Here is a 19670-nt window from a genome sequence, read left to right as displayed (position 1 = left end):
GGTCAGGTCACCTCACTTGGCCGCCTTGAAGGCCGAAGGTGCGGGGAGTTCGACGTCGGTGCAGCCCCGGCGCTTGGTGATGTCGTCGACGTACGCCCGGAAGAGGGTGGACAGGCGGTCGAGTACGACGTCTTCGTAGGTGTAGCTGACGGTGAGGGTGTGGATCGCGGGCCGCCCGTCGCAGACGGACGAGGCCCACCAGACGCCGGACCCCTCCCCGCCACCGGCGGTGCTTGGCCTGAGGTACTCGTAGTGGTCGACTACCTCAAAGGCGACCGACTCGGGCTCGGCGTCGAAGAAGGAAGCCGTCCTCATCCACCAGGGCGAGTGCGTGAGCGCGTGGTCGGCATACTCCCGCTGGGATCCCTGCAGGTCCGGGGCGATCTCGCGCACGCCCGCCGGGCTGAGCGCCAGCAGGCAGGTCTCCGTCGCGCTCCTGGCCCCCGTGGGTGCCTCCAGCATGCGGTCCGGCAACCGGCCACGCCCGGCGTCGTCGAGGTGCCTGCCGTACCAGGCGCAGGAGGCGCTCGCGGACTTCGGAGCGCGGAGCTCTCGTCCGGGAGTCGTCAACTGCGTAGGAACGCCGGGGAGTTGAGCCTCGCACTTCAGTGCGTCCGCGACCCGGGCCGCGGCTCCGCGGGCCAGTCCGGCGAGAATTCCGCGGTCGTCGTCCGACACGTCGTCATAGTCGGCCCTGGCCGTGACCTGCACGGAGGAGGGCTTCCCGGCCCCGGATGCACAGTCGGCCCGGACCGTGACGGTGTCGTCGCTGTAGTGGCCGAGCGCGCCGTCGCCCAGGGGCAGGGGCTCGGCGTGGTCGGCGAGGCGGGTCACGTCGTCCGGGTCGGGATCCTTGTCGTCGCGGCGGCCGAACGGTTCGAACCGTATCTCGTCGCCCACGACGTTCATGGGCGCGTCGTCGGCGGAAGTGCGGGCGACGAGTACGAAGAGGCCGTCGGACTTACCCGGCTCCGGCACCCGGTAGAGCGTGCACCGGCCCGGCAGCGCATCGAGCCGCAGCTGGTCGTTCTCGCCGCTGCCCGCCTTGGCCCTGACCATCCCGCCCCGCAGGTCCATCACCGCCGCGGCATCCACGATGCCGCCGCAGGCCGCGGCGATATCGGCCTCGCTCGCGGCCCGGTCCCGCACATCCGTGTACGTCAGCCAGTACGCCCACAGGCTCGCCCCGATGCCGAGCAGGGCGGCGGCCCGGAGCAGCGTGTTGCCCCGGTCGCGCCAGGGCCCGCCACCAGGCACCGACGGCACCCGGGGCAGCCATCGCGGCCGCCGCACCGGCGAAACGCCTTCGGGCAGTCGCGTGCCCGCCCGGTCCTCCCCGTGCCAACTCATGCAGATCCCCCGTACGTTCCCCGTGCCCGGCCAACAGTTCGCAGAAGCTATCAGCCGCCCCAGACGCCACTGCGGTCCCGCCCACCACATGGACGGGGCCGCAGCGCCGACGGGGGGTCATCGGCCCTCCGCTGACTTCGACTGCTCGGAGAGGCGGCTGCGCATCAGCAGCAGCGCATCAGTGGCTTTCTTGCGAGTCTCCGCCAGTCTCTCGGGCGGGCCGCTCACGTAGACGGAGACCGTGGTTTTCCCTGTCCGGCCGACCAGCAGGACGTACGGCAGGTTCGCCTTACTGCCGTCGTCGTAGATGGCCAGCCTTCCTTCTTCGGAGAACACTTCGTCAAAGCCGGACAATGGCGGGGCGATCGCTTCGTGCACGTCGTCCCAGCGGGCTTTGCCCATGCGCTGAGTGGTGCAGCGGTGGGTCGTGTTTCTGTCGTCGGCGAGGGATGCTCGTGCCGTGTCGTCGTCCACGTACACCGCCGCCCCGGAACTGGTGGTGAAGCCTTGCAGGTCGTCTTGTGCTGCGCGTGAGACCGCGGCGAGTGTGCCCGCCCGCAGGGGTTTCCGGTACAACTCGCAATTGGGCTGAACCGCTTCTTCCAGGGCCGGGTCCTCCTCGTACGGGCTGCTCCGAACGAACCCCGGGCCCCAGTCCTGAGGTGTGAGCGCCACCGCCAATGCGATCCTGTGCGCCTCTGCGGCTTCGGCCGCGGTGTCACGCGGGGACGGCGAAACGGATGCGGTGGCACGGGGGGACGGCGAAGTGGCCCCGTCCGAAGGACCCGTTCCACCGCCTCGAAGCAGCAGCACCAAGCCCAAGCCCAGCACCAGCACCACGGCCACCCCGGTGATGAGCGGAACAAGGCTTCGCCGAGAGCGCCACCAGGATGGTTCGGGGCGCGGACCCGAACCTGGACCCGGACCCGGACCCGGACCCGGACCTGGGCCTGGGCCGACCCGATCGGGCGGAGGACGCGGAGACAGGGGGCCCGGGGGCGGGCCCGATCCCTCGGCGACAGCCGGCTGCTGCGCGGTGGTGCGCTCTGACGGCAGCGTCCAGTCCGAGAGCGTCGCTTGCTGTGCCGGGTGGGGCTCGGCGGCGATGACGGGGACGAGCCGCCGCGCGGCCTCGTCCCCCTCCATCCGCTGCGCGGGGTCCTTGGCCAGCAGCCCGAGCACGACGGGGGCCAGCTCCGCTGCCCGCCCGGGCGGGGTGGGCTCCTCGAAGAGCAGGGCGGTCAGCGTGGCGCCCGGTGAGTCGCGGTCGAAGGGGCCGGTCCCCTCGAGCGCGAAGTACAGGGTGGCGCCGAGTGAGAACAGGTCGGAGGCCGGCGTGGGCGGTTCGCCGCGGGCCCGTTCCGGGGCCATGAAACTCAGGGTTCCGACGAGTTCCGACGTACCGGTCAGCCGCGGTTCGCCGGAGCTCGGCTCCAGCGCGATGCCGTAGTCCGTCAGGAGTACCCGGCCGCCCTCGGCACGGTACCCGGGCCGCGGGTCGGGGCTGGTCAGCAGGATGTTGGCAGGTTTGACGTCCCGGTGCAGGACGCCGAGCCGGTGGCCCTCCAGCAGGGCGTCCAGGACCGCCAGCCCGATCCGGGCCACCTCGGCGGCCGGCAGCGGCCCGTGCTCGCGCACCACCGCCTGCAGGTCGGTGGCGCCGGGGATGAACGCCATGACGATCCACGGCAGCCCGCCGTCCTCCACGATGTCGTGGACGGTCACGACATGGGGGTGGTCGCGCAGCCGGGCGGCGCGCCGCGCTTCGCCGCGGGCCCGGGTGATCCGGGCGCTCACCTCGCGGTCCGGGACGGCAGGCGGCAGGGCGATCTCCTTGAGCGCGACCTCACACGCGAGTTCCTGATCGTAGGCGAGCCACAGGCGGCCCATGCCCCCCGCAGCCAGCTGGCGCAGGAGCCGGTAGCGCCCGGCGATCACACGCCCGGCGGCCTCGTGTGCTCCGGTCATGGCGCCGCTTCTTCCAGGTGGCCGGCACGGTTCCCCGACGATCATGGGAACCCCCCATTCCCCAGGTATCGCATTCAGCCGAATGACGAGCAACTGGAGCCCGTGCGTTTGACGTGCGGCAGCGCCCGGAACAGGAGTGGAAAGCGAAAGTGCCTGCTGCCCTGCCATGTCGCTGGGTCAAGACGCACTCCGGGCCGACGGTCAATGACCGTCGGCCCGGAGTGTCGTTCAGGCTCAATACCTGCGCTGACCTGCGCTGACCTGCGGCTACAGCACCGGCAGGTTCTTCCGCAGCTCGAACGCCGTGACCTCGGAGCGGTACTCCTCCCACTCCTGCTTCTTGTTGCGCAGGAACTTGTGCAGTGGCGACAGGACCTTGGAAGACCCCGACCAGGACCCTCATAGCCAGCGGCGGAACGGTCGTCGATGGTCATCGTTGGCCGCTGCGGGCCACTGCTCGACGGCCCACAGACGGCCCAGCGGCAGGAATGTACAAGGCTCCGGAGAGGGGCATGTCCTGAGATCCGCTTGCACGTGCTCTGAACTGCAGCTTCTCCATGGTTTGCGACATGTGAAGCCCTGCTCTATCGCGTACCGTGCGCAGACGTCGCCTCACGACCGTCGCGAGGAGCCTCTGCGGTGAGTCGGGAGGGCGGCCAAGCTGTGGGGTGCGCCGTGACCGGCCGAGTGGTCCCACAGACCGCCCGGTTGGGTCAGATGTACCCAAGCCCCAGACGCGAGCCACCGGCTTGCCCCAGACTAAGGCGCATGTCGAGCACTCAACGCCGCTTGCTCTGTGGCTGCGCAATCGCATTCGGTCTCACGCTGATCGGAGTCGCCGTCTATCTCGGTTTCGAGAAATCCGACATGCTGAGCATCATTGCCAGCGCAGTCTTTGGTGTGATTAGCGCCCTAATCGGAATCTACCAGCTTTTCAACTCCACAGGCGTTGCGAATGCCACCCCCGCACAGACCCAGCGTGGGGGTGATGGATCCATTAACATTCAGGGGGGAAGAGATATTAACATCGGGGACAATAATGAGTTCGGGAAACCTTAGATGAGGTGGCCTCTGAGTAGGCAGGCGTCTGGCGATAATTCGACAAACCTGCAAGCCCTGCGCGACATCAACATTGGCCTTGGATTCTCCGACGTCAAGGAGATCGCAAAGGAAACGGCCATGGAAGTTTTTCGCATGAACATCGAAAAACTTACACAGGATGCCCACGACCTAGCCCACTCTCGAGCGGCCGAGTTTGCTGATAACTTCGTCGACGAGGCCTATCGAAGAGCGCCTGAGACCCTCAGGCAACTCCAAGACCCTGGCGTTCAGGCCGCCATTCTCGAAGCGCAGTCCGGATACGCGAAGACTGGCGACCTCGATCTCGGAGAAGTTCTCATAGAGATTCTCATCGACCGCATTAGTCGCAACACAAGAGATACGGCACAAATTGCCATGACTACGGCACTGGGAGTTGCACAGAAAGTCTCCAAGGAACACTTCTCAATGCTGTCATGCAACATGCTCTTCAAGCAGGCGGCATTCCCCAACATTGACAGCACAAATAAGCTGGCCTCAGAACTTGAGGAGGCCCTGGCTCCCTTCGTTGAGGATTTGCACCTAGCGGGACCGTCGGATCTCGATTATCTAACTGGGCTTGGATGTGTTATCGCGACGGCTGGAACCCTGTCTCCGGCCAAGTATGCGGGTATGAACTATCCGGGACTATTCAGTCGAGGGTTCACAAATAAGGAGCTACTGAACGCCGAACTCCTCATCGGGACACCATTAGCCTATCGGTTTACGGAGAACCCGGACCGCTACGGGATAGCTGCCATCACCAAGACTGAATTGCAGGAACTCATCGATTCTCATGACCTTCACCACATTCGGGATTTGGCGTACACGGCCCTGACGAGTACCGTGCTGGCTGAGAATCAAATTAATCAGCTTTTGGTCGAGGTCAACCCTGCGCTGGAGCCGATCTTTTCTCGATGTGCGCAGCTGGGATTCCCGGGTTACCTAAACACCCCAATCGGCACCGCAATCGCTTACTCCAATGTGCGTCGGATTAACCCCGAATTTAATACGCCGTTCGATAGTTTCATACTGTAAGGAGTCACCTTCCGCGCAAAGCCTCACTCTGGCCAGCGCGGAACTGATCTGCTTGCGCCGGTATCGCCGGGTGGATTCACTCATTCGATTCCATGCGCTCGACGCGGGTGCGGGCCGTCTGGGCGTCGCGGCGCGCCTTGCGGGCGACCCGTTCCGCATCGGTGGCCTGGTGCCGGGCCCCGTCCAACGCGACGCGAGCCGTCCGCTCGGCCTCCTTGGCCGCCGTCAACTCATCGCCCAGATCGGCCACCCGCTGCTCCGCCTTCCGCAGGTGCACTTCGGCCCGCTCCCGCTCGGCCTGAGCTCGTCGGAGCCCGTCCTCCTGCTGACGTGCCTGCCGCTCAGCGTCCTCTGCCTCCTGGCGGGCGCGCGCCAGCTTCTCCTGGCGCTCCTTCTCACGCCGCTGCTCAGCAGCGCTCGGACGCGGGCGACGCGCTTCCGCAGGCGCGGCCGACTCACGCGCAGGCTCAGGTTCAGCCGGCCCGACGGGCACTGCGGCCACCACAGCCGCGTCGAATCCGGTCGGCGGCGTCAGCGGCCTGGCCAACTGGGCAGACGCCCATTCCTCTGCCGCCTCAGAGTCAGCGAGGACCGCGCGCAGCGTGGCCTCGATCTCGTGCTGCACCACCTCGGTGATCGGATGCCCTGCTTCGGACGCCAAGCGCCGGGCCTCGCGGGCGAGCTCGCCAACGAGCCGGTGCTGTTGGCTACTTAGCGCGCGTAGCTGATCAGGGTCGAGTTCCTTGTGGGCGTGTCGCAGCGCCTCTCCGAGCTGGAGCAGCCGGGCAACCTGGTCGGGCTGGGACCGGACGAACAGGTTGGACGCCCACGCGGACAGCGTCGGCTTCCTGAGCGAAGCAATCTGGGCCGCGAGCTTCCGATCGCCGGCTCTACGGGCTGCGAGCGCACGCTCGGTACGGACGTCGACGAACTCCTCGGGCCGCAAGCCGTACAGCTCCTGCTTGATGCTCTCCAGATCCACGGCCACCCGCCGCCTTTCATCCGATAGAAGAGATTTCCACGTTTCGCCCGAACGCTCATGCGAGCGACGCGACGCCTACGCCGACGGCTGCCGCGGTGGTGGCTTGTCGATGCCGAGTGGGGGCCTTCTCGGACCCATCACCGGGGTACTGTCACGGACCGACCATCCATAGAGGTGAGGCGGCCCCGCAGCCACAGCATGCGAGGCTTGGGGCGGATGTCGGATACGCAGAGAGGGGAGAGCGAGTGTCGCAGCAGGCCAGCCCTCGGGGGACCTTCTTGCAGATCGCTGAGGTGGTAAAGATGCAGCTCCAGTCCGACCCCGAGATGACGGAGCTCCCCAGATTGGCGGACCTGATGCGTGACCACGGGGTCTCGCGCGGCGTCGCGCTCCGAGCCTTCGGCGTGCTCCGCAAGGAGGGACTGGCCGAGCCGGTACCCGGGGGACGCTGGCGAGTGATCAGGGAGGGGCAGCAGGAGGACCGCCGGCCGTTGGCCGATCGGATCGCCGACGTGATCACTGATCGCAATCTGAAGGTAGGCGACCCGTTCCCGAGCGCGTCCGAACTCTGTGAGCCATTCGATGTCTCGCGGCCGACGGTGAGCAAGGCCCTGGCCAAGCTGGAGTCTGCCGGGGTGCTCTCAGAGGGAGGTCAGGGGAAGGTGCGGACCGTACGGGCTCTGCCCAATCGAAAGGAGCATTCCTCATCTTGAGTGCCACGGGACTGACCGAGTGGGCCTATCCGCTCGCCGAATCGCTGCTCGCCGAGCCGCTCCCCCGCCGATGGAAGCACTCCCTGGGGGTCGCTGAGCGAGCACGAACCATCGCCCCGATCCTGGGCGCGGACGCTGAGCTCATGGAGGCCGCCGCAGTGCTCCATGACATCGGCTATTCGCCCGATCTGGCCAAGACAGGCTTCCACCCGCTGGATGGCGCCCGGTACCTGCGAGACGTCGCGCAAGCAGACGTACGGGTCGTCCGTCTCGTCGCGCACCACTCATGCGCGTGGATGGAGGCAGAAGCCCGCGGACTGTGGGAGGAGCTGGAGGACGAGTTCCCCCGTGAGAGCCCGCTCCTGGCTGACGCGCTCTGCTACTGCGACATGAACACCACGCCGGACGGTACGCCCACCAACCCGGTGGATCGCGTGAACGAGATCGCTGGGCGCTATGGACCGGACAGCCTCATCGGCACCTTCATCCGACGGGCCGAGCCGGAGATTCTGGCAAGCACGGCGCGCGTTCTCCAGCGGCTCGCGGCAGCCGACCGTCAGCCGATATAGGGCGCTGTCCGCGTCCGATCCATGGCGTGCTTGATGCGCAGCCGCATCGTGGGGTGGATGTCGAGTTCCGACAGGTCCGCTGGGTCGACCCAGCGGACCTGTGTCGTCTCGTTGCTCGTGCGCAGGTCGCCACCGACCGGGCGTGCCCGGAAGCAGATGCTGAACTGCTGACGGGCCTCGCCATCGTCGTACAGCATCACGTGACCGGGGTCGGTGTAGATCCCCGACATGTCAACGACTTCGGCTTTGATTCCGGTCTCTTCCCAGACCTCGCGCACCACGGTGTCGCTGATGGACTCGCCGACGTCGTGGCCACCGCCCGGCAGCGCCCACCGGCCGTTGTCCGAGCGTTGAATCATCAGCACGTGCCCGGCGTCGTTCTGCACGAACGCCACCACGGACGGCACGACTGAGTTGGCCGGCGGGGCGTCGGGGTCGTGAAGGTAGTCAATGCGTCCCATGCTCAGGCTCCCGTGAAGTCGTCTTCTCTCACCTGGCGCGCGCCACCCCAGGTCTGTTCGATGCTATTCGCGTACGTGTCGAAGAGCCCTCCGCCTGGCAGTCGCCGCAGGTGGAGCACCGGTGCCATGTACGCGCCGATGCCGTAGACGTGGGTGTTGACCAGCAGCTCGTCATCCGCGCGGAACAGCGAGTTGTACAGGGTCGCGTCGTGGAGCCGGAATCCGATCTCTGGGTGACTCGCCATGAGCGGCCGGTAGTTCACCAGCGCGTTGCGAATCTTGCCGTCCATGATCCCGTGACCCTCATCTATTCCGCGCTGCTTCACTGCGGCACAGGCTGGATCTCCGAGCAGAATGCGCACCTGCGCGCTCCCCTGCACCTTGGCCTTCAGGAGGTCAAGGAACTGCGGGTCTTCGGACAGCCATAGCCCGGCGTAGACGAGGACATCGACGTACCTCTCCGCGCGCCCGTAGATCTCGCGCCACAGGCCGACGGGGACCATATGGCGATGCGGGTAGACAGTGACGATCTCCGCCTTACTCAGGTCAGCGGCACTGTCCACGGTGCGGGAGTCCTCCCACAGCGTCGTCACGTCCACTTTCAGAACGGATGCCGTCGCGTACTGGTGGCGTCGGTACGGGACTTTCCCTTGTGTGATCCAGCGCTCGACCGTCTTCGGGTTCACCTCGATGGCGTCGGCCAGTTCGTGCACGGTCATGCCCTGCGCCAAGAGAGCTGATCGCAGACGCTCGTTGGACATCTCCACCCCCGACGGGACGTCTTGGGAGCTCTTGACGGTAGCCAGATCTACCAAAGCTGTCCATGCATGAGGTGACCAATGCCCCTCACCTGCATGGATTCTGATGGTGCGCCAAGAAGTCCCGGCGCAGATCCCAAGAGTTCCGCAAGCCCGCTTGACGAAACCCGGATGCAGCACCTGTAATGCAGGTACTGCATCGACTGAGCTTCCCACACGGCTGTTCAGGCGAACTGCAACTCCAACTCCACAGCGTGATCCACCGCAGCACCACGGCCGTGAAGACGCCGACCGAGGCGAGTGGAGACCAGCCGACCGAGACCGGGCCCGCGTCACAACCGGGCCCCACACCCCGCGTAGGGGGACACGCCATCGGCTCTAAAGAACCGCGTGGCCGACATTGACGCCGCGACGCGCTCCGGGAACCAGACCTCCCCGGGGTCAGCGGCACCACGCGTATCGGAGGTCTGACCGGCACGTCCGTCCGCCTCGGGAGGCCGCTGTGTACCGACGAAGTACCGGGGCGCTGCTCGTGCTGGACCGGCACGGGCGGTAACGCCCTTTGCGTCTCCCTGATCCGCCGCCCATGCGGCCCGCCGGGATAGCCGGTGATTCGCGGAAACAGGTCACCTGCGCAGCCGAGTACTGCGGCCGGTTGCCTCCCTCGCCCGTCCGGGCCCAGTTCGCGGGGCGCGTACGGGCGGGGGGTGGGGAGCCGGAATCCGCCGGTTCCGAACGGCTGCGCCGCCCGGAGGTGCAACTCCGGGCGGCGCTTTACAGGCACCTGTGTGGAGGTCCCTGTGGTCACGAGTCTGACAGAAGCGGAGCGGGCCGAGCTGGCCCGCAAGAACGCCGAAGCGAACAAGCGCAGCGAGGACAACGCCCGTGCCCAGGGCCGCCGGTGAGCGGCGAGCACGAGCGCGATGCGCGTCCGCCGCTGCCGGCGGTCGCTGAGCTGATCCGAAGTCCCTTCAACGGCACGCGCCCCCGGAGCGGCTACTCCAGGGGCGCTATCGGGCCGTTCCATTCGAGAGGAACCACGACCCATGAAGCACATCGTTGCACGTCAGGCGGTTGTTACCACCGCGGGTTTCGACCGCGAGCCGACGGACGCGGAGCTGGATGCGATCGAGCGCGAGATGCCCGTCATCACGGCGGAGGTCGAGCTGCTGGACGCGCACATCACCACCCTGGACCGGGCCCCGTCGCCGCTGGACGAGCGGCGGATCCGCCGGACCCGCAACCGGGTCCTGGCCGCCCGCCGCGCGCTGACCAACCGGGCCGCCGCGGCGAGCCTGCCCGGGGGTGCGGCATGAACGAGCGCATCGAGCCCGCCGGTGCGGTCGCCGATCTGCTGGCCGCGGTCGTCGAGGCGCTGGACCTTCCGCTGCCGTCGATCGACGACGCGGACGAGCGGATCTATCACCGGCTGCTGGAGCGCCGCGCGAGCAGCGTACGCATCGCGCTCTCCGTGATGCTCGAGTACCGCGGCGATCCCGGCCGGAACGCGGTGGAGATCCGCCGCCGCACCGCCGCCGATCCCGCCACCTACACCCCATTCGAGGACCCCCGGGACGGGGGTGCGGCATGAACCGCTTCGGCAAGACGCTGCTGGTGCTGGCGCTGGTCGTGGTGGTCGGCATGGCGTTCCGGGTGTCCTGGAACGCGCTGCGGGATGTGGCGAAGGCGGTCGGCGCGGACGCGACGGCGGCGATGCTGTACCCGTTCGTGGTCGACGGCCTGATGGCGCTCGCGCTGGTCGCCACGCTGGTGCTGACCGACCGGGCGGACAAGCGGTTCGCGCTGCGGGTGCTGGCCACCTACACGCTCGCCTCGCTCGTGCTGAACTACGTGCACGGACTGGTCCCCGAGCTGCACCGTGAGTCGGTCGACTGGAGTCGACTGGCCGACTGGGACCCCGCGAACTGGGCCCTCGTGCTGCTCGCCACCTCCCTGCCGGTCGGCTCGATCTACTTCGGCTCGGACCTCGTGGCCAAGGTGCTCCACCATCGCCCGACCGACCACCCGAACACGAGCGAATCAGTGGATATCGGCATGGATCGGTCGACCTCTGGCCTTGCCGAGTCGACTCCCGCAGCACCGGTGCCGGTCGCGCAACTGGCGCTCGACCCGGTCGACTTGGCCGACACGGTGGAGCCGACCGAGCCGACCGAGGCAGTGCCGGTCGGGGTCGCTGCGGCAGAGTCGACGCTACCGCGTCGGGCGACCGGTCGGGTGCCGGAGCTGGCTCGCTCGCCCCGACCGAACCGCACGCCGGAGCAGCTGCTCGATGAGGCCCGTACGGCCACGGCCGACTGGGACGACGACGCCCTGACCGCCGAGGGCATCCGCAAGGCCGTGCGCACATCGGCCGAGAAGGCCCGCACGCTCCGCGACACCCTGCGCGCCGAACGCGCCGAGCGGGTGACCGTATGAGGCGCCGGCCGCGGGTGCTGCATCCCGCGCTCGCGTGGCATGTGCGGCGCCTGCGTCCACCACGAGGAACAGCGCACCACCGATGAGCAAGCCCGGACGCAGCCGGCCAAAGCATCGCGTCCGGGCCCCTGAACTCCCAAAGGAGTGCTGTCAGCATGACTGACCTGAGTACGGAACCGGTAGTGGCCCCCGTGGCTGCTGCCGACGAGACCCAGCCGCTCGAGGTCAACCCGGGCCCTGCTGCTGCCGAGTTGGACCACACGCCCGGCGGATGGCCGGTCGTCCCGCTGGCGGTGACCGGGACGAACGCCACGGCGTCGCTGCTTGCGGCGGCCGCGCTGGTCGGCGGCCCGGCCGCCCTCGCCGTCGCGGCGACAGGCGCCGTCGTCATCGGTGCGACTGCAGCCACCCGCAACCGCCGCGACCAGCGCCGGAACCCGCGCACCCGCACCACCGGAGCAACCGGTACGGGCAAGGCGGCGACCGGCGTCCGAGGCGGTACGGCCGGCCGGGTGCCTCAGCAGCGGCCGACCGCGCGCAGGAGCGGAAGCGGCGCCTCGGGACGCACCGGCGGAGCATCCCGCCGCGGAGCGGTCAGACTGGGCAAGACCCGCCATGGCGCTGCCGGTTCGGCCACGGCCCGCCCGTCCAAGGCGCTCACCCGCACGGCCCACGCCGCATCGACTGGCGCTGGGACGGCCGCGGGGAAGGCGCGCGGTCGGGTCAAGCAGGTGAAAGCGCTGCGGGAGGCGGCCCGTACGGCGGCGCCGTCTCGGGCCGCCGAGCGGGCGGGGGCAACCGCGGCCCGCCGCTCGGTTACCGATGCCCGCCGGGCCGCCATGACCGCTGGCCGTACCGCGTCGCTCGCCCGCAAGGGCCCGATCGGCCGGGCGCTGGCGAAGGCCGGGGGCTCGGTGGGCAAGGTCCGCGGCAAGGCGGTCGACCGCGCCCGGAAGACCCGTGACCAGCGCACTGCCGACCAAGTCGCCCAGCAGCGCGCCACGGTGCGCAAGGCACCGGCTCGCAAGCGGGCCCGGAAGGCGCTGTGGCGGTCCGCCGCCCGGTTCCAGGGCCGCCGACTGCTGGCGGCGCTGCTGGCCGGTGCGCTCGGGCTGGTCGGCATGGTGACGACGCCGCTCGGCAGGAAGCTCGGCATTCGCTTCCTGCAGTACCCCGGGCGGCGCCTGTTCGCCCGCCTGGTCGGGGCCGCGGCCGAGGAGCGGGCTGGGCGGGATGAGGAGATCCGCGCAGCTCAGCGCGAGGAGGAGGCCGCCGCCGACGCGGAGGCCCGGAGCAATGACGACGAGGTGATCGGAGACCGGGCGGAGCGTCCGGCCGGTGTCGTCCCCGCAGCACCTGACCAGTCCACGAGTACGGAGGGAGAGGTTGTGTCTGGTTTCCGGTTCGAGGAGTACGCGGCGGAGATGGAGTCCGCCGCTCAGCAGTACGACCCCGACAACGCGATGGAGATCCTCGCCATGGTCGAGGGCCTGCCCGCGGCGCTGACGAGCGTGGCGAACACCATGCGCGTCCTGGCGGAGCGGTCCGACTCCGAGTTCCCGCTGGAGAAGGAGGTCGCCTCGGGGTTCAACGACATCTTCGGCGCGGTCATGTCCGCCGTCGCGGTGGCCGAGGACATGGGGCCGCTGTTCCGGCAGGCCCACGAGCAGGACATCGCCCGTCACGAGGACCCCAGGAACGGGCCCGAGGCCGAGAAGGGATGGAACGTCTGATCATGACCACCAATACCGCCACCAAGACGGGGCCGGTGTGGGACTGGGCGGCCGGTCACGGACCCGTGACCGGCACCCTGTCCGCCACCACCGGCTGCTTCGCCGTGGCCACCACCGGCGCCGCTACCGGCATGCCCCCGGGGTGGGCGCTCGCCGTCGGCGCCGCGGGCGCGATCGGCCACACCGTCACCAGCATCAAGGACCGTCTCTCCGGCCGCACGATCGGCATGCGGGCCGCGTCCTGGCTCGTGGGTGCGGGGTGGACGACGTGGGCGATGGCCACCGGACCGCTCTCGTGGGCGGCACTCGGGTCGCTCGCGACGATCGGGGTCGGCATGGGCGCCGCCGCCCGCTCCACCCTCCTCTACGAGGAGGCCCGGGAGCTCGAAGCGATCGCGGCCGAGGAGCGGCGGATCTCCCGGGAGCTCTCAGCAGAACGCCGGGCGATCGCCGCTGAGTGGGTCGACCGGATCCAGCGGGTCTGCGGCATCACCCTGCGGGTGCTGGCGGTGGAGATGTGGCCTACCGGGACCGGCTTCACCATCGACGCCGAACTCCCGCCTGGCGGCGCCACCTACGACAAGATCGCGGGCTATGCCCCGCAGCTCTCTGCGGATGCGCGGCTGCCGCACGGTTGCACCGCGGTCGCCTCGCAGGGCATCCATCAGGGCCGCGTTCTGATCGACGTGACCACGGTGAACGTGCTGGCGGAGGAGCGCACCTACCCGACCGAGTACGGGCCGCTGTCGATCTACACCGGCATCCCCTGGGGCTACCGCACCAACGCGGAGGAGATCTGCGTCTACCTGCGCGAGCAGTGCGCCCTGGTGGTCGGGCCGACCGGGTCCGGTAAGACGAACATGGTGCACGTCATCCTGGCCGGGTTCGCCCGCACCACCGACGGCCTGACCTGGGTGATCGACCTCAACGCCGGATCCGCCGGCCTCCCGTGGGTGCGGCCCGCGCTCGATGCCGAGGGCCGGTTCGTCGACGGGGTGCGGCCGGGGGTGGACTGGCTCGCCTCCACCCACGCCGAGGCCATGCTCATGCTGGACACGGCCCTGCGGGTGGGCAAGCATCGCAAGGTCGCCTACCAGGACCTCATGGCCCAGCGGAACACCGACCAGCTCCCCATCAGCCCGCAGATCCCGCAGATCATGCTGGTCATCGACGAGGGCGCGGAGATCCTCGTCAGCACCGACCGGCACATGAAGGAACTGGCCAAGAAGATCCTGGAAGTGATCCGGCTGCTGCGCGCGATGGGCATCCGCACCGTCCTCACCGCCCTCGGGGCGACCGGGTCGGTGCTGGGGAACCTGATGATCCGCCGGGAGGCCAAGGCCCGCGTCTGCCTGACCGGCGGCGAGGTCGAGGGCATGGACCTGTCCAAGATCTTCCCCGGCACCCGCGGCCTCAAGGTCGACCAGGCCCCCTACAAGGGCGCCGGGTTCATGGGCACCCCGGAATCCCCGGCCGCGCTGTTCAAGAACTGGCGCATCCTCCCGAATCAGATCCGCGACATCGTCACCGCCACCACCGACCTCCACCCCCACCTGGACGACATCTCCCGCCAGGCCGCAGGCGACGCCTACGACACCCGCTGGGAACCGGAGCGCACCGCGTGGATGCGCGACACCACCCACAACCCTGGGGAAAGCCCACAGCCTCCTGCGGCGGGCGACCGGTCGGCAGGGTTGAACCTGTCGGCGTTCCACGGCACCGAGGCGCCCGCGGGCCCATCCCGGGCGGAGGAAGACGCGCTCGCCCGCAGGTTCATGGAACAGATCGACGCCCAGTTCGGCACCACCCCCGAACCCGGCACCGCAGAGGACGAGCCGCCCACCGCCGACGGGTTGAACCTGTCCGCGCTCCGCGGCGATGGCGAGGGCGGTCCGGCGTGGCTGCCCGAGGCGATCGCGGCGATCAAGGAGGTAGGGGCGGCGGGCATGAAACCGTCCGCCGTCGCCGACCTCGTCGGCCGGGACCGCAAGACCGTACGCGACGCCCTCAAGGCCGCGGTCGAGCGGGGGGAGTTGGTCTACCGGGACAACGGACCGCACTCGGTCTACGTCCACCCCGACCACGCCTGAACAGCTCACAGACAGCTACTGGCTAGTGGGTAGTGGGGCCCACCCCACTACCCACTAGAACACCCCAGTACGGCCCTCACAGGCCCTCACAAGCCCATTTCTGCTGGGGACCCCACTAACCACTACCCAGTAGCCGCACCCCACGACAACCACACACCGTCACCACCTCACGGGCAGCACCCCACCACAGGGTGCTGCCCGCGGCGTTCCCGGGAGGCCCGTTCGTGATCGTGACCCTGTCCGCCGTCGCCCTCTTCGGAGTGCTGACGGTCGTCCTGATACGGAGCCGCTACGTCGGCCCCCTCGCCGCGCTCACGGTGTTCCTGTTCGGCTTCTTCACCGCCGACACCGGCGCCGCCGAAGCCGTCCGCACCGCCTGCCGTGCGGTCGTCGATGCCGCCCGGCACCTCACCTGACTAACCGACCGGAGGACCCCATGACCGAGCACGAGCAGTCCGCCGCGGCCTGGTGGCCGCGGATGAGCGACGCAGAGGCCAACGCCGAAGCCCAACGGATCATCGACGAGATCTACCGCCCGGCACAGCCGGTGCGGCAGATACCCACCGGCTACCGGGACGCGATCGCGCCCCCGCCGATCGGCGACGCCACACCCGTCCACCAGGACGACCGCCGCACCGTCCCCGCATGGGCGGCCGGAACCGCGGTCGCCTCCATCGGCATCGGCGCCGGCATAACCGGGGTCGGCTGCGGCGCCTGGCTCGTCCTGGAGGGACTGTCCGCCATGACCCTCACCGGCGTCATCGCCCTGTGTGCCCCCTTCATCGGCGTCGCCCTGGCCGCACTCGCCATCGGCAGCCTTATCGCCAAGGCCAAGGCCAGCACCTCGAAGCACATCTACCAGGGCACGGTCATCAAGCGCACCGAGGTGACCACCCACACCCGCGGTCTGCTCTCCCGTACCCGCAACACCTTCCACGGCTGAGAACGCCGAAGACGGCCCCCTCTCGCCAAAGACCGGGCCGCCCTCGTCTGCCAGCAATCCTCACGAGAACTGGAGACATCCAGCATGACCCAACCCAGCCTGATCCGGCGAGCGTTATCGCCCGCCGTCGGCCGTCCGCTCGCGGGAGCTCCCGCCGCGGACGGGATGCGGTTCTACCTGACCACCCACAAGCGGCACTGGCTGCGTCTGACCGATGTGCCGCTGTTCCTGAAGTCGGAGCACTTCGACCGTGCCGTCAAGTGGGACGAAGCCCGCGGTCCCTACGCCATCGACTCCGGCGGCTTCATGGAGCTGAAGAACAAGGGCACCTGGACCCGCCCGCCCCGCAAGTACGTCGATGATCTGCGCCGTATCTGGGAGCACGTCGGCCCTTACGACTGGGCTGCGCAGCAGGACTGGATGTGCGAGGACGCCATCATCCACGGCGGCACCTTCCAGGGGCAGCACTTCGTCGGCACCCACCTCAGCGTCGCGGAGCACCAGCGCCGCACCGTCAGCAACTTCCTCGAACTGCGCTCCCTCGCATCGGACCTGCGCATAGCTCCGGTGCTGCAGGGGCGCAGCATCCCCGAGTACGAGCGGTGCGTGGAGCTGTTCGAGAACGCGGGCGTCGACCTGCGCCGTGAGCCCGTGGTGGGACTCGGCTCGGTCTGTCGACTGCAGTCCACCCGCGAGGGTGCCGCGATTGTCACCGCGATGGCCGCGCACGGCTTCAAGCTGCACGGCTTTGGCTTCAAGATCCTCGGTCTGGAACGCGTCGGGCATCTGCTGGCCTCCGCAGACTCCGCCGCCTGGAGCTCCCACGCCCGCCGCAGGCCCCCGCTGCCGGGCCACACCACGCACAGGAACTGCGCGAACTGCATCGATTACGCGATGCGCTGGCGCACCCGCGTCCTCTCAGCCATCCCCACCCATCGCCAGACGCTGCTGACCGACCGGAGCGCAGCATGAACCCACTGGACATCGCACTGAACCTGGCCGCGAGCGGCGTTCCGCCTCTGCCCCTGCGGGCAGGAAAGGTGCCGTTCGGGAACTGCCCTCGCTGCGCGAACAACGCATGCGGCGGCCGGCCCAACATGAAGAGCGCGGGTCCCTGCCAGTGCCCCGCCCCCTGCCACGCCTGGGCAGCCGCCACCACCAACCCACACGTCCTCACGTCCCGCGCATGGGCGACGGCATGGCGTGAGGCGACGGCCGTCGCCTACCACCCCGGCGGCGCCGGGCTGACCGTCGTCGACCTCGACAACGCGGCGGCTATCACGTGGGCCCGCGCAACGCTGCCCGCCACCTGTACCGTCGCCACGACGCGCGGCGAGCACTGGATCTACCGAGGCGTCATGCGCTCGTCCAACGCGGTCCGGCCCGGCGTGGACATCAAGTCCTCCATGGCTTACACCCGGTGGCTCGGCCCCGGCACCGGCACCATGACCGCTCTGCCGGACGCCGTCCGTGCTCTGGCCGTAAAGGAACCCTCCCGGCCAGCGCCGCATGCCATGTCCGCGCACGCACCGGCCGGGGACGCGGCGTGCCGTCACCGCACGCCCACTTACCTGGACCGTGGCATCGCCATGGCCGAGCAGCGCATCACCGAAGCCCGCGCCGGAATTCACGCCACCGTCTACCGGACCTTCCTCGCCGTGCTGTCCACGCACGGCCGGTGCGGCTGCCTCACCGAGGCCCACATCGCCAGGCTGTTCACCGCCGCCCAGGCCAAGGGCGAATCGCCCCGGCACTGCACCGACGCGTGGACCAACGCCCGTACACGGTTGGGACTGTGACCATGTCCGATGACGAGAAGACCCCGGCACGCGAGGTCATCGCCGACTACGCGCAGCAGCACTTCCGGTACTTCCGCACCGCCGACGGGACCGTGTACGCGCAGAAGAACGGCCACCCCGTGGCACGTCCGATCCGCTCACAGGGCACCTCGGGCAGTCACCGGCAGGAACTCATGGTCGGCCTCTTCAACGACGGGCACGGCGTATTCAACGGGACCGCGCTCAAGGAGGCGCTGGATCTCATCGAAGCCCTGGCGATGAGCCAGGAGGTGCAGCCCGTTCACATCCGCGTCGCGCCGGGATTCGACGGGGCGACGTGGCTCGACCTGGGGCGCAACGACGGACAGTCCGTCCGCATCCACCCGACCGGCTGGGACATCGTCACCCCCGACCCGCAGGAGGTGTGCTGGCGGCGCACCCAGCTCACCGGGGAACTGCCCGTGCCCGCCAAGGACACCGACGGCAAGGGCCTCGACCTCCTGCTGCGGCTGTGCAACTTCGCCAACGCCGAGACCGAGTGCCTGGCCGTCGCGTGGCTGGTCGGCTGTCTCGGACCGTCCGTGCCCGTCCCCGCACCGTTCCTCACGGGACCCCAGGGTGCGGGCAAGTCCACCGGGGGCCGCATGCTCGTGAGGGTTATCGAGGGCATGAGCGGCGACCTGCGCCGTGCCCCAAAGGACGAAGAGAACCTGATCGCTGCCGTGGCCGCAGGATGGGTCACCGCCCTGGACAACCTCTCCCACCTGGCGCCGGACCTGTCCGACCTCATGTGCTGCATCGTCACCGGCGCCGAGACCATCAAACGCGCCCTGTACACCGACGGCGACGTGGTCCGCGCGCGCTACCGCCGCCCCTTGCTGCTGACCGGCATCGACGTGGGCGTCATCCGACCCGACCTCGCCGAACGCCTCCTCCCGCTCCGCCTGGAACGCCCCCGCACCCGACGTACCGAAGCCGAACTGTGGGCGGAGTTCGAAGACGTTCTCCCCGTGGTCCTCGGATCGCTCCTCGACCTCACCGTCAAGGTCCGCGCTGCCGAGGCCGACATCCCCACCGACCTGCGCATGGCCGACTTCGCCCACCTATGCGCACAGCTCGACGCTGCGACCGGCCTCGGAGCTCTCAACGCCTACCGGACCAGCCTGGACGACCTCAACGACGACGTCATCGAGGGCGACCTCCTGGCCCAGACCGTGCTCAAACACGCCGCCGGCCTCGCTCCGGGCACGGAAGTCCGGATGACCTCATCCGAATGGCTCCACAGCCTGACCCGCCTCTACAGCGGTGAGGACTTCCGACCCCTGCCCAAGGGCTGGCCCACCACGGGCAAAGTCCTCTCCGACCGGCTCAAGCGCCTCCAACCGACTCTCGCCGCCCGAGGCGTCCTCATCGACTGGGGCCGCACCAGCGCCGCCCGCTACATCGAAATGACCCGAGCGCAGGCCCCGCCCTCGCAGCAGCAGGAGCCGATGCTCTGACCCGCGCCACCCCGGCCCGGACTGCACAAGCAAGAAGAGCACCACCGGCCAGGCGTGCTCCTCTTGCTGTTCCGGCGGCAACGCCGCCGCTCGATGGTCGTGCCGCGAAGCGGCTCCTTCTTCACGCCCTGAGGTGCACCGCACCACAACAGACACCCCCTTCTCTTTTCCGAAGAGAAGAGACGCTGCGTCACCCGCGTCACCCAAGGACAGAAAACGGCCCGTGACCTGCCACTACAGCGGTGACGCAGGACAGCCGTGGCTGCGTCACCCCG

General features: G+C 69.0%; 19 protein-coding genes and 1 pseudogene. 14 read left to right on the top strand and 6 right to left on the bottom strand.

The genetic code is table 11. The features are described from left to right. Window positions 1-12: 12 nt before the first annotated feature. The 3 genes and pseudogenes from AC0699_RS22615 to AC0699_RS22605 form a co-directional block, all read right to left on the bottom strand. Window positions 13-1350, bottom strand: a complete 1338-nt coding sequence (locus tag AC0699_RS22615) for a hypothetical protein (RefSeq protein ID WP_478663043.1) — start codon at window positions 1348-1350, stop codon at window positions 13-15. Window positions 1351-1467: 117 nt separating this feature from the next. After that, on the bottom strand, window positions 1468-3318 hold the full coding sequence (locus AC0699_RS22610; protein ID WP_478663040.1) for a serine/threonine-protein kinase: 1851 nt from the start codon (window positions 3316-3318) through the stop codon (window positions 1468-1470). A 267-nt stretch (window positions 3319-3585) separates the two neighbouring features. Further along, window positions 3586-3672: pseudogene (locus AC0699_RS22605) on the bottom strand (glutamine synthetase); the annotation flags it as partial. 414 nt (window positions 3673-4086) lie between these two features. Here AC0699_RS22605 and AC0699_RS22600 point away from each other — a divergent pair. Beyond that, complete coding sequence (locus tag AC0699_RS22600) at window positions 4087-4377, top strand: hypothetical protein (RefSeq protein ID WP_478663037.1); 291 nt, start codon at window positions 4087-4089, stop codon at window positions 4375-4377. Then, complete coding sequence (locus AC0699_RS22595) at window positions 4378-5433, top strand: LPO_1073/Vpar_1526 family protein (RefSeq protein WP_478663033.1); 1056 nt, start codon at window positions 4378-4380, stop codon at window positions 5431-5433. A 76-nt stretch (window positions 5434-5509) separates the two neighbouring features. On the opposite strand, the gene AC0699_RS22590 is transcribed toward AC0699_RS22595, so the two are convergent. Beyond that, window positions 5510-6415 (bottom strand): hypothetical protein, encoded by a 906-nt coding sequence (locus AC0699_RS22590; RefSeq protein ID WP_478663031.1) that lies wholly within the window; start codon window positions 6413-6415, stop codon window positions 5510-5512. A 278-nt stretch (window positions 6416-6693) separates the two neighbouring features. On the opposite strand from AC0699_RS22590, the gene AC0699_RS22585 reads away from it, so the two are divergent. Together AC0699_RS22585 and AC0699_RS22580 are read left to right on the top strand one after the other, a co-directional pair. Then, window positions 6694-7128 (top strand): GntR family transcriptional regulator, encoded by a 435-nt coding sequence (locus AC0699_RS22585; RefSeq protein ID WP_478663028.1) that lies wholly within the window; start codon window positions 6694-6696, stop codon window positions 7126-7128. Beyond that, window positions 7125-7697 carry an HD domain-containing protein gene (locus AC0699_RS22580; RefSeq protein WP_478663026.1) on the top strand — a complete coding sequence of 191 codons (573 nt, stop codon included), beginning with the start codon at window positions 7125-7127 and terminating at the stop codon, window positions 7695-7697. The genes AC0699_RS22585 and AC0699_RS22580 overlap by 4 nt, the downstream gene beginning before the upstream one ends. On the opposite strand, the gene AC0699_RS22575 is transcribed toward AC0699_RS22580, so the two are convergent. Together AC0699_RS22575 and AC0699_RS22570 are read right to left on the bottom strand one after the other, a co-directional pair. Continuing rightward, window positions 7685-8158: an NUDIX hydrolase gene (locus AC0699_RS22575; RefSeq protein WP_478663023.1), complete on the bottom strand. Its 474-nt coding sequence runs from the start codon at window positions 8156-8158 to the stop codon at window positions 7685-7687. The two genes, AC0699_RS22580 and AC0699_RS22575, sit on opposite strands and share 13 nt — an antisense overlap. 2 nt (window positions 8159-8160) lie before the next feature. After that, window positions 8161-8919 (bottom strand): helix-turn-helix domain-containing protein, encoded by a 759-nt coding sequence (locus tag AC0699_RS22570; protein WP_478663021.1) that lies wholly within the window; start codon window positions 8917-8919, stop codon window positions 8161-8163. Window positions 8920-9962: 1043 nt separating this feature from the next. Between AC0699_RS22570 and AC0699_RS22565 the strand changes: the two genes are divergently transcribed. The 10 genes from AC0699_RS22565 (at window position 9963) to AC0699_RS22520 (ending at window position 19395) form a co-directional block, all read left to right on the top strand. Continuing rightward, on the top strand, window positions 9963-10232 hold the full coding sequence (locus tag AC0699_RS22565; RefSeq protein WP_478663019.1) for a DUF6284 family protein: 270 nt from the start codon (window positions 9963-9965) through the stop codon (window positions 10230-10232). Then, complete coding sequence (locus AC0699_RS22560) at window positions 10229-10507, top strand: hypothetical protein (protein ID WP_478663016.1); 279 nt, start codon at window positions 10229-10231, stop codon at window positions 10505-10507. The genes AC0699_RS22565 and AC0699_RS22560 overlap by 4 nt, the downstream gene beginning before the upstream one ends. Continuing rightward, window positions 10504-11352 carry a DUF2637 domain-containing protein gene (locus AC0699_RS22555; protein ID WP_478663014.1) on the top strand — a complete coding sequence of 283 codons (849 nt, stop codon included), beginning with the start codon at window positions 10504-10506 and terminating at the stop codon, window positions 11350-11352. Before AC0699_RS22560 ends, AC0699_RS22555 begins: the two co-directional genes overlap by 4 nt. 155 nt (window positions 11353-11507) lie before the next feature. Next, the gene (locus AC0699_RS22550; protein WP_478663011.1) at window positions 11508-13085 is read left to right on the top strand and encodes a hypothetical protein; all 1578 of its coding nucleotides are present in this window, start codon (window positions 11508-11510) and stop codon (window positions 13083-13085) included. Window positions 13086-13087: 2 nt separating this feature from the next. After that, on the top strand, window positions 13088-15175 hold the full coding sequence (locus tag AC0699_RS22545; protein ID WP_478663009.1) for a hypothetical protein: 2088 nt from the start codon (window positions 13088-13090) through the stop codon (window positions 15173-15175). A gap of 224 nt (window positions 15176-15399) precedes the next feature. Then, a complete protein-coding gene (locus tag AC0699_RS22540; protein WP_478663006.1) occupies window positions 15400-15591 on the top strand; it encodes a hypothetical protein in 192 nt (63 codons plus the stop codon). 20 nt (window positions 15592-15611) lie between these two features. Continuing rightward, window positions 15612-16118: a hypothetical protein gene (locus AC0699_RS22535; protein ID WP_478663004.1), complete on the top strand. Its 507-nt coding sequence runs from the start codon at window positions 15612-15614 to the stop codon at window positions 16116-16118. A gap of 84 nt (window positions 16119-16202) precedes the next feature. After that, on the top strand, window positions 16203-17090 hold the full coding sequence (locus AC0699_RS22530) for a deazapurine DNA modification protein DpdA family protein (protein ID WP_478663002.1): 888 nt from the start codon (window positions 16203-16205) through the stop codon (window positions 17088-17090). After that, window positions 17087-17917: a bifunctional DNA primase/polymerase gene (locus tag AC0699_RS22525; RefSeq protein ID WP_478663000.1), complete on the top strand. Its 831-nt coding sequence runs from the start codon at window positions 17087-17089 to the stop codon at window positions 17915-17917. Before AC0699_RS22530 ends, AC0699_RS22525 begins: the two co-directional genes overlap by 4 nt. Before the next feature lie 2 nt (window positions 17918-17919). Then, window positions 17920-19395, top strand: coding sequence for an ATP-binding protein (locus tag AC0699_RS22520; protein WP_478663087.1), 1476 nt, complete (start codon window positions 17920-17922; stop codon window positions 19393-19395). The last annotated feature ends 275 nt before the right edge of the window (window positions 19396-19670 follow it).

The sequence above is a fragment of the Streptomyces sp. NPDC043870 genome (assembly GCF_056435785.1).
This window is presented reverse-complemented; position numbering and strand designations above follow the sequence as displayed.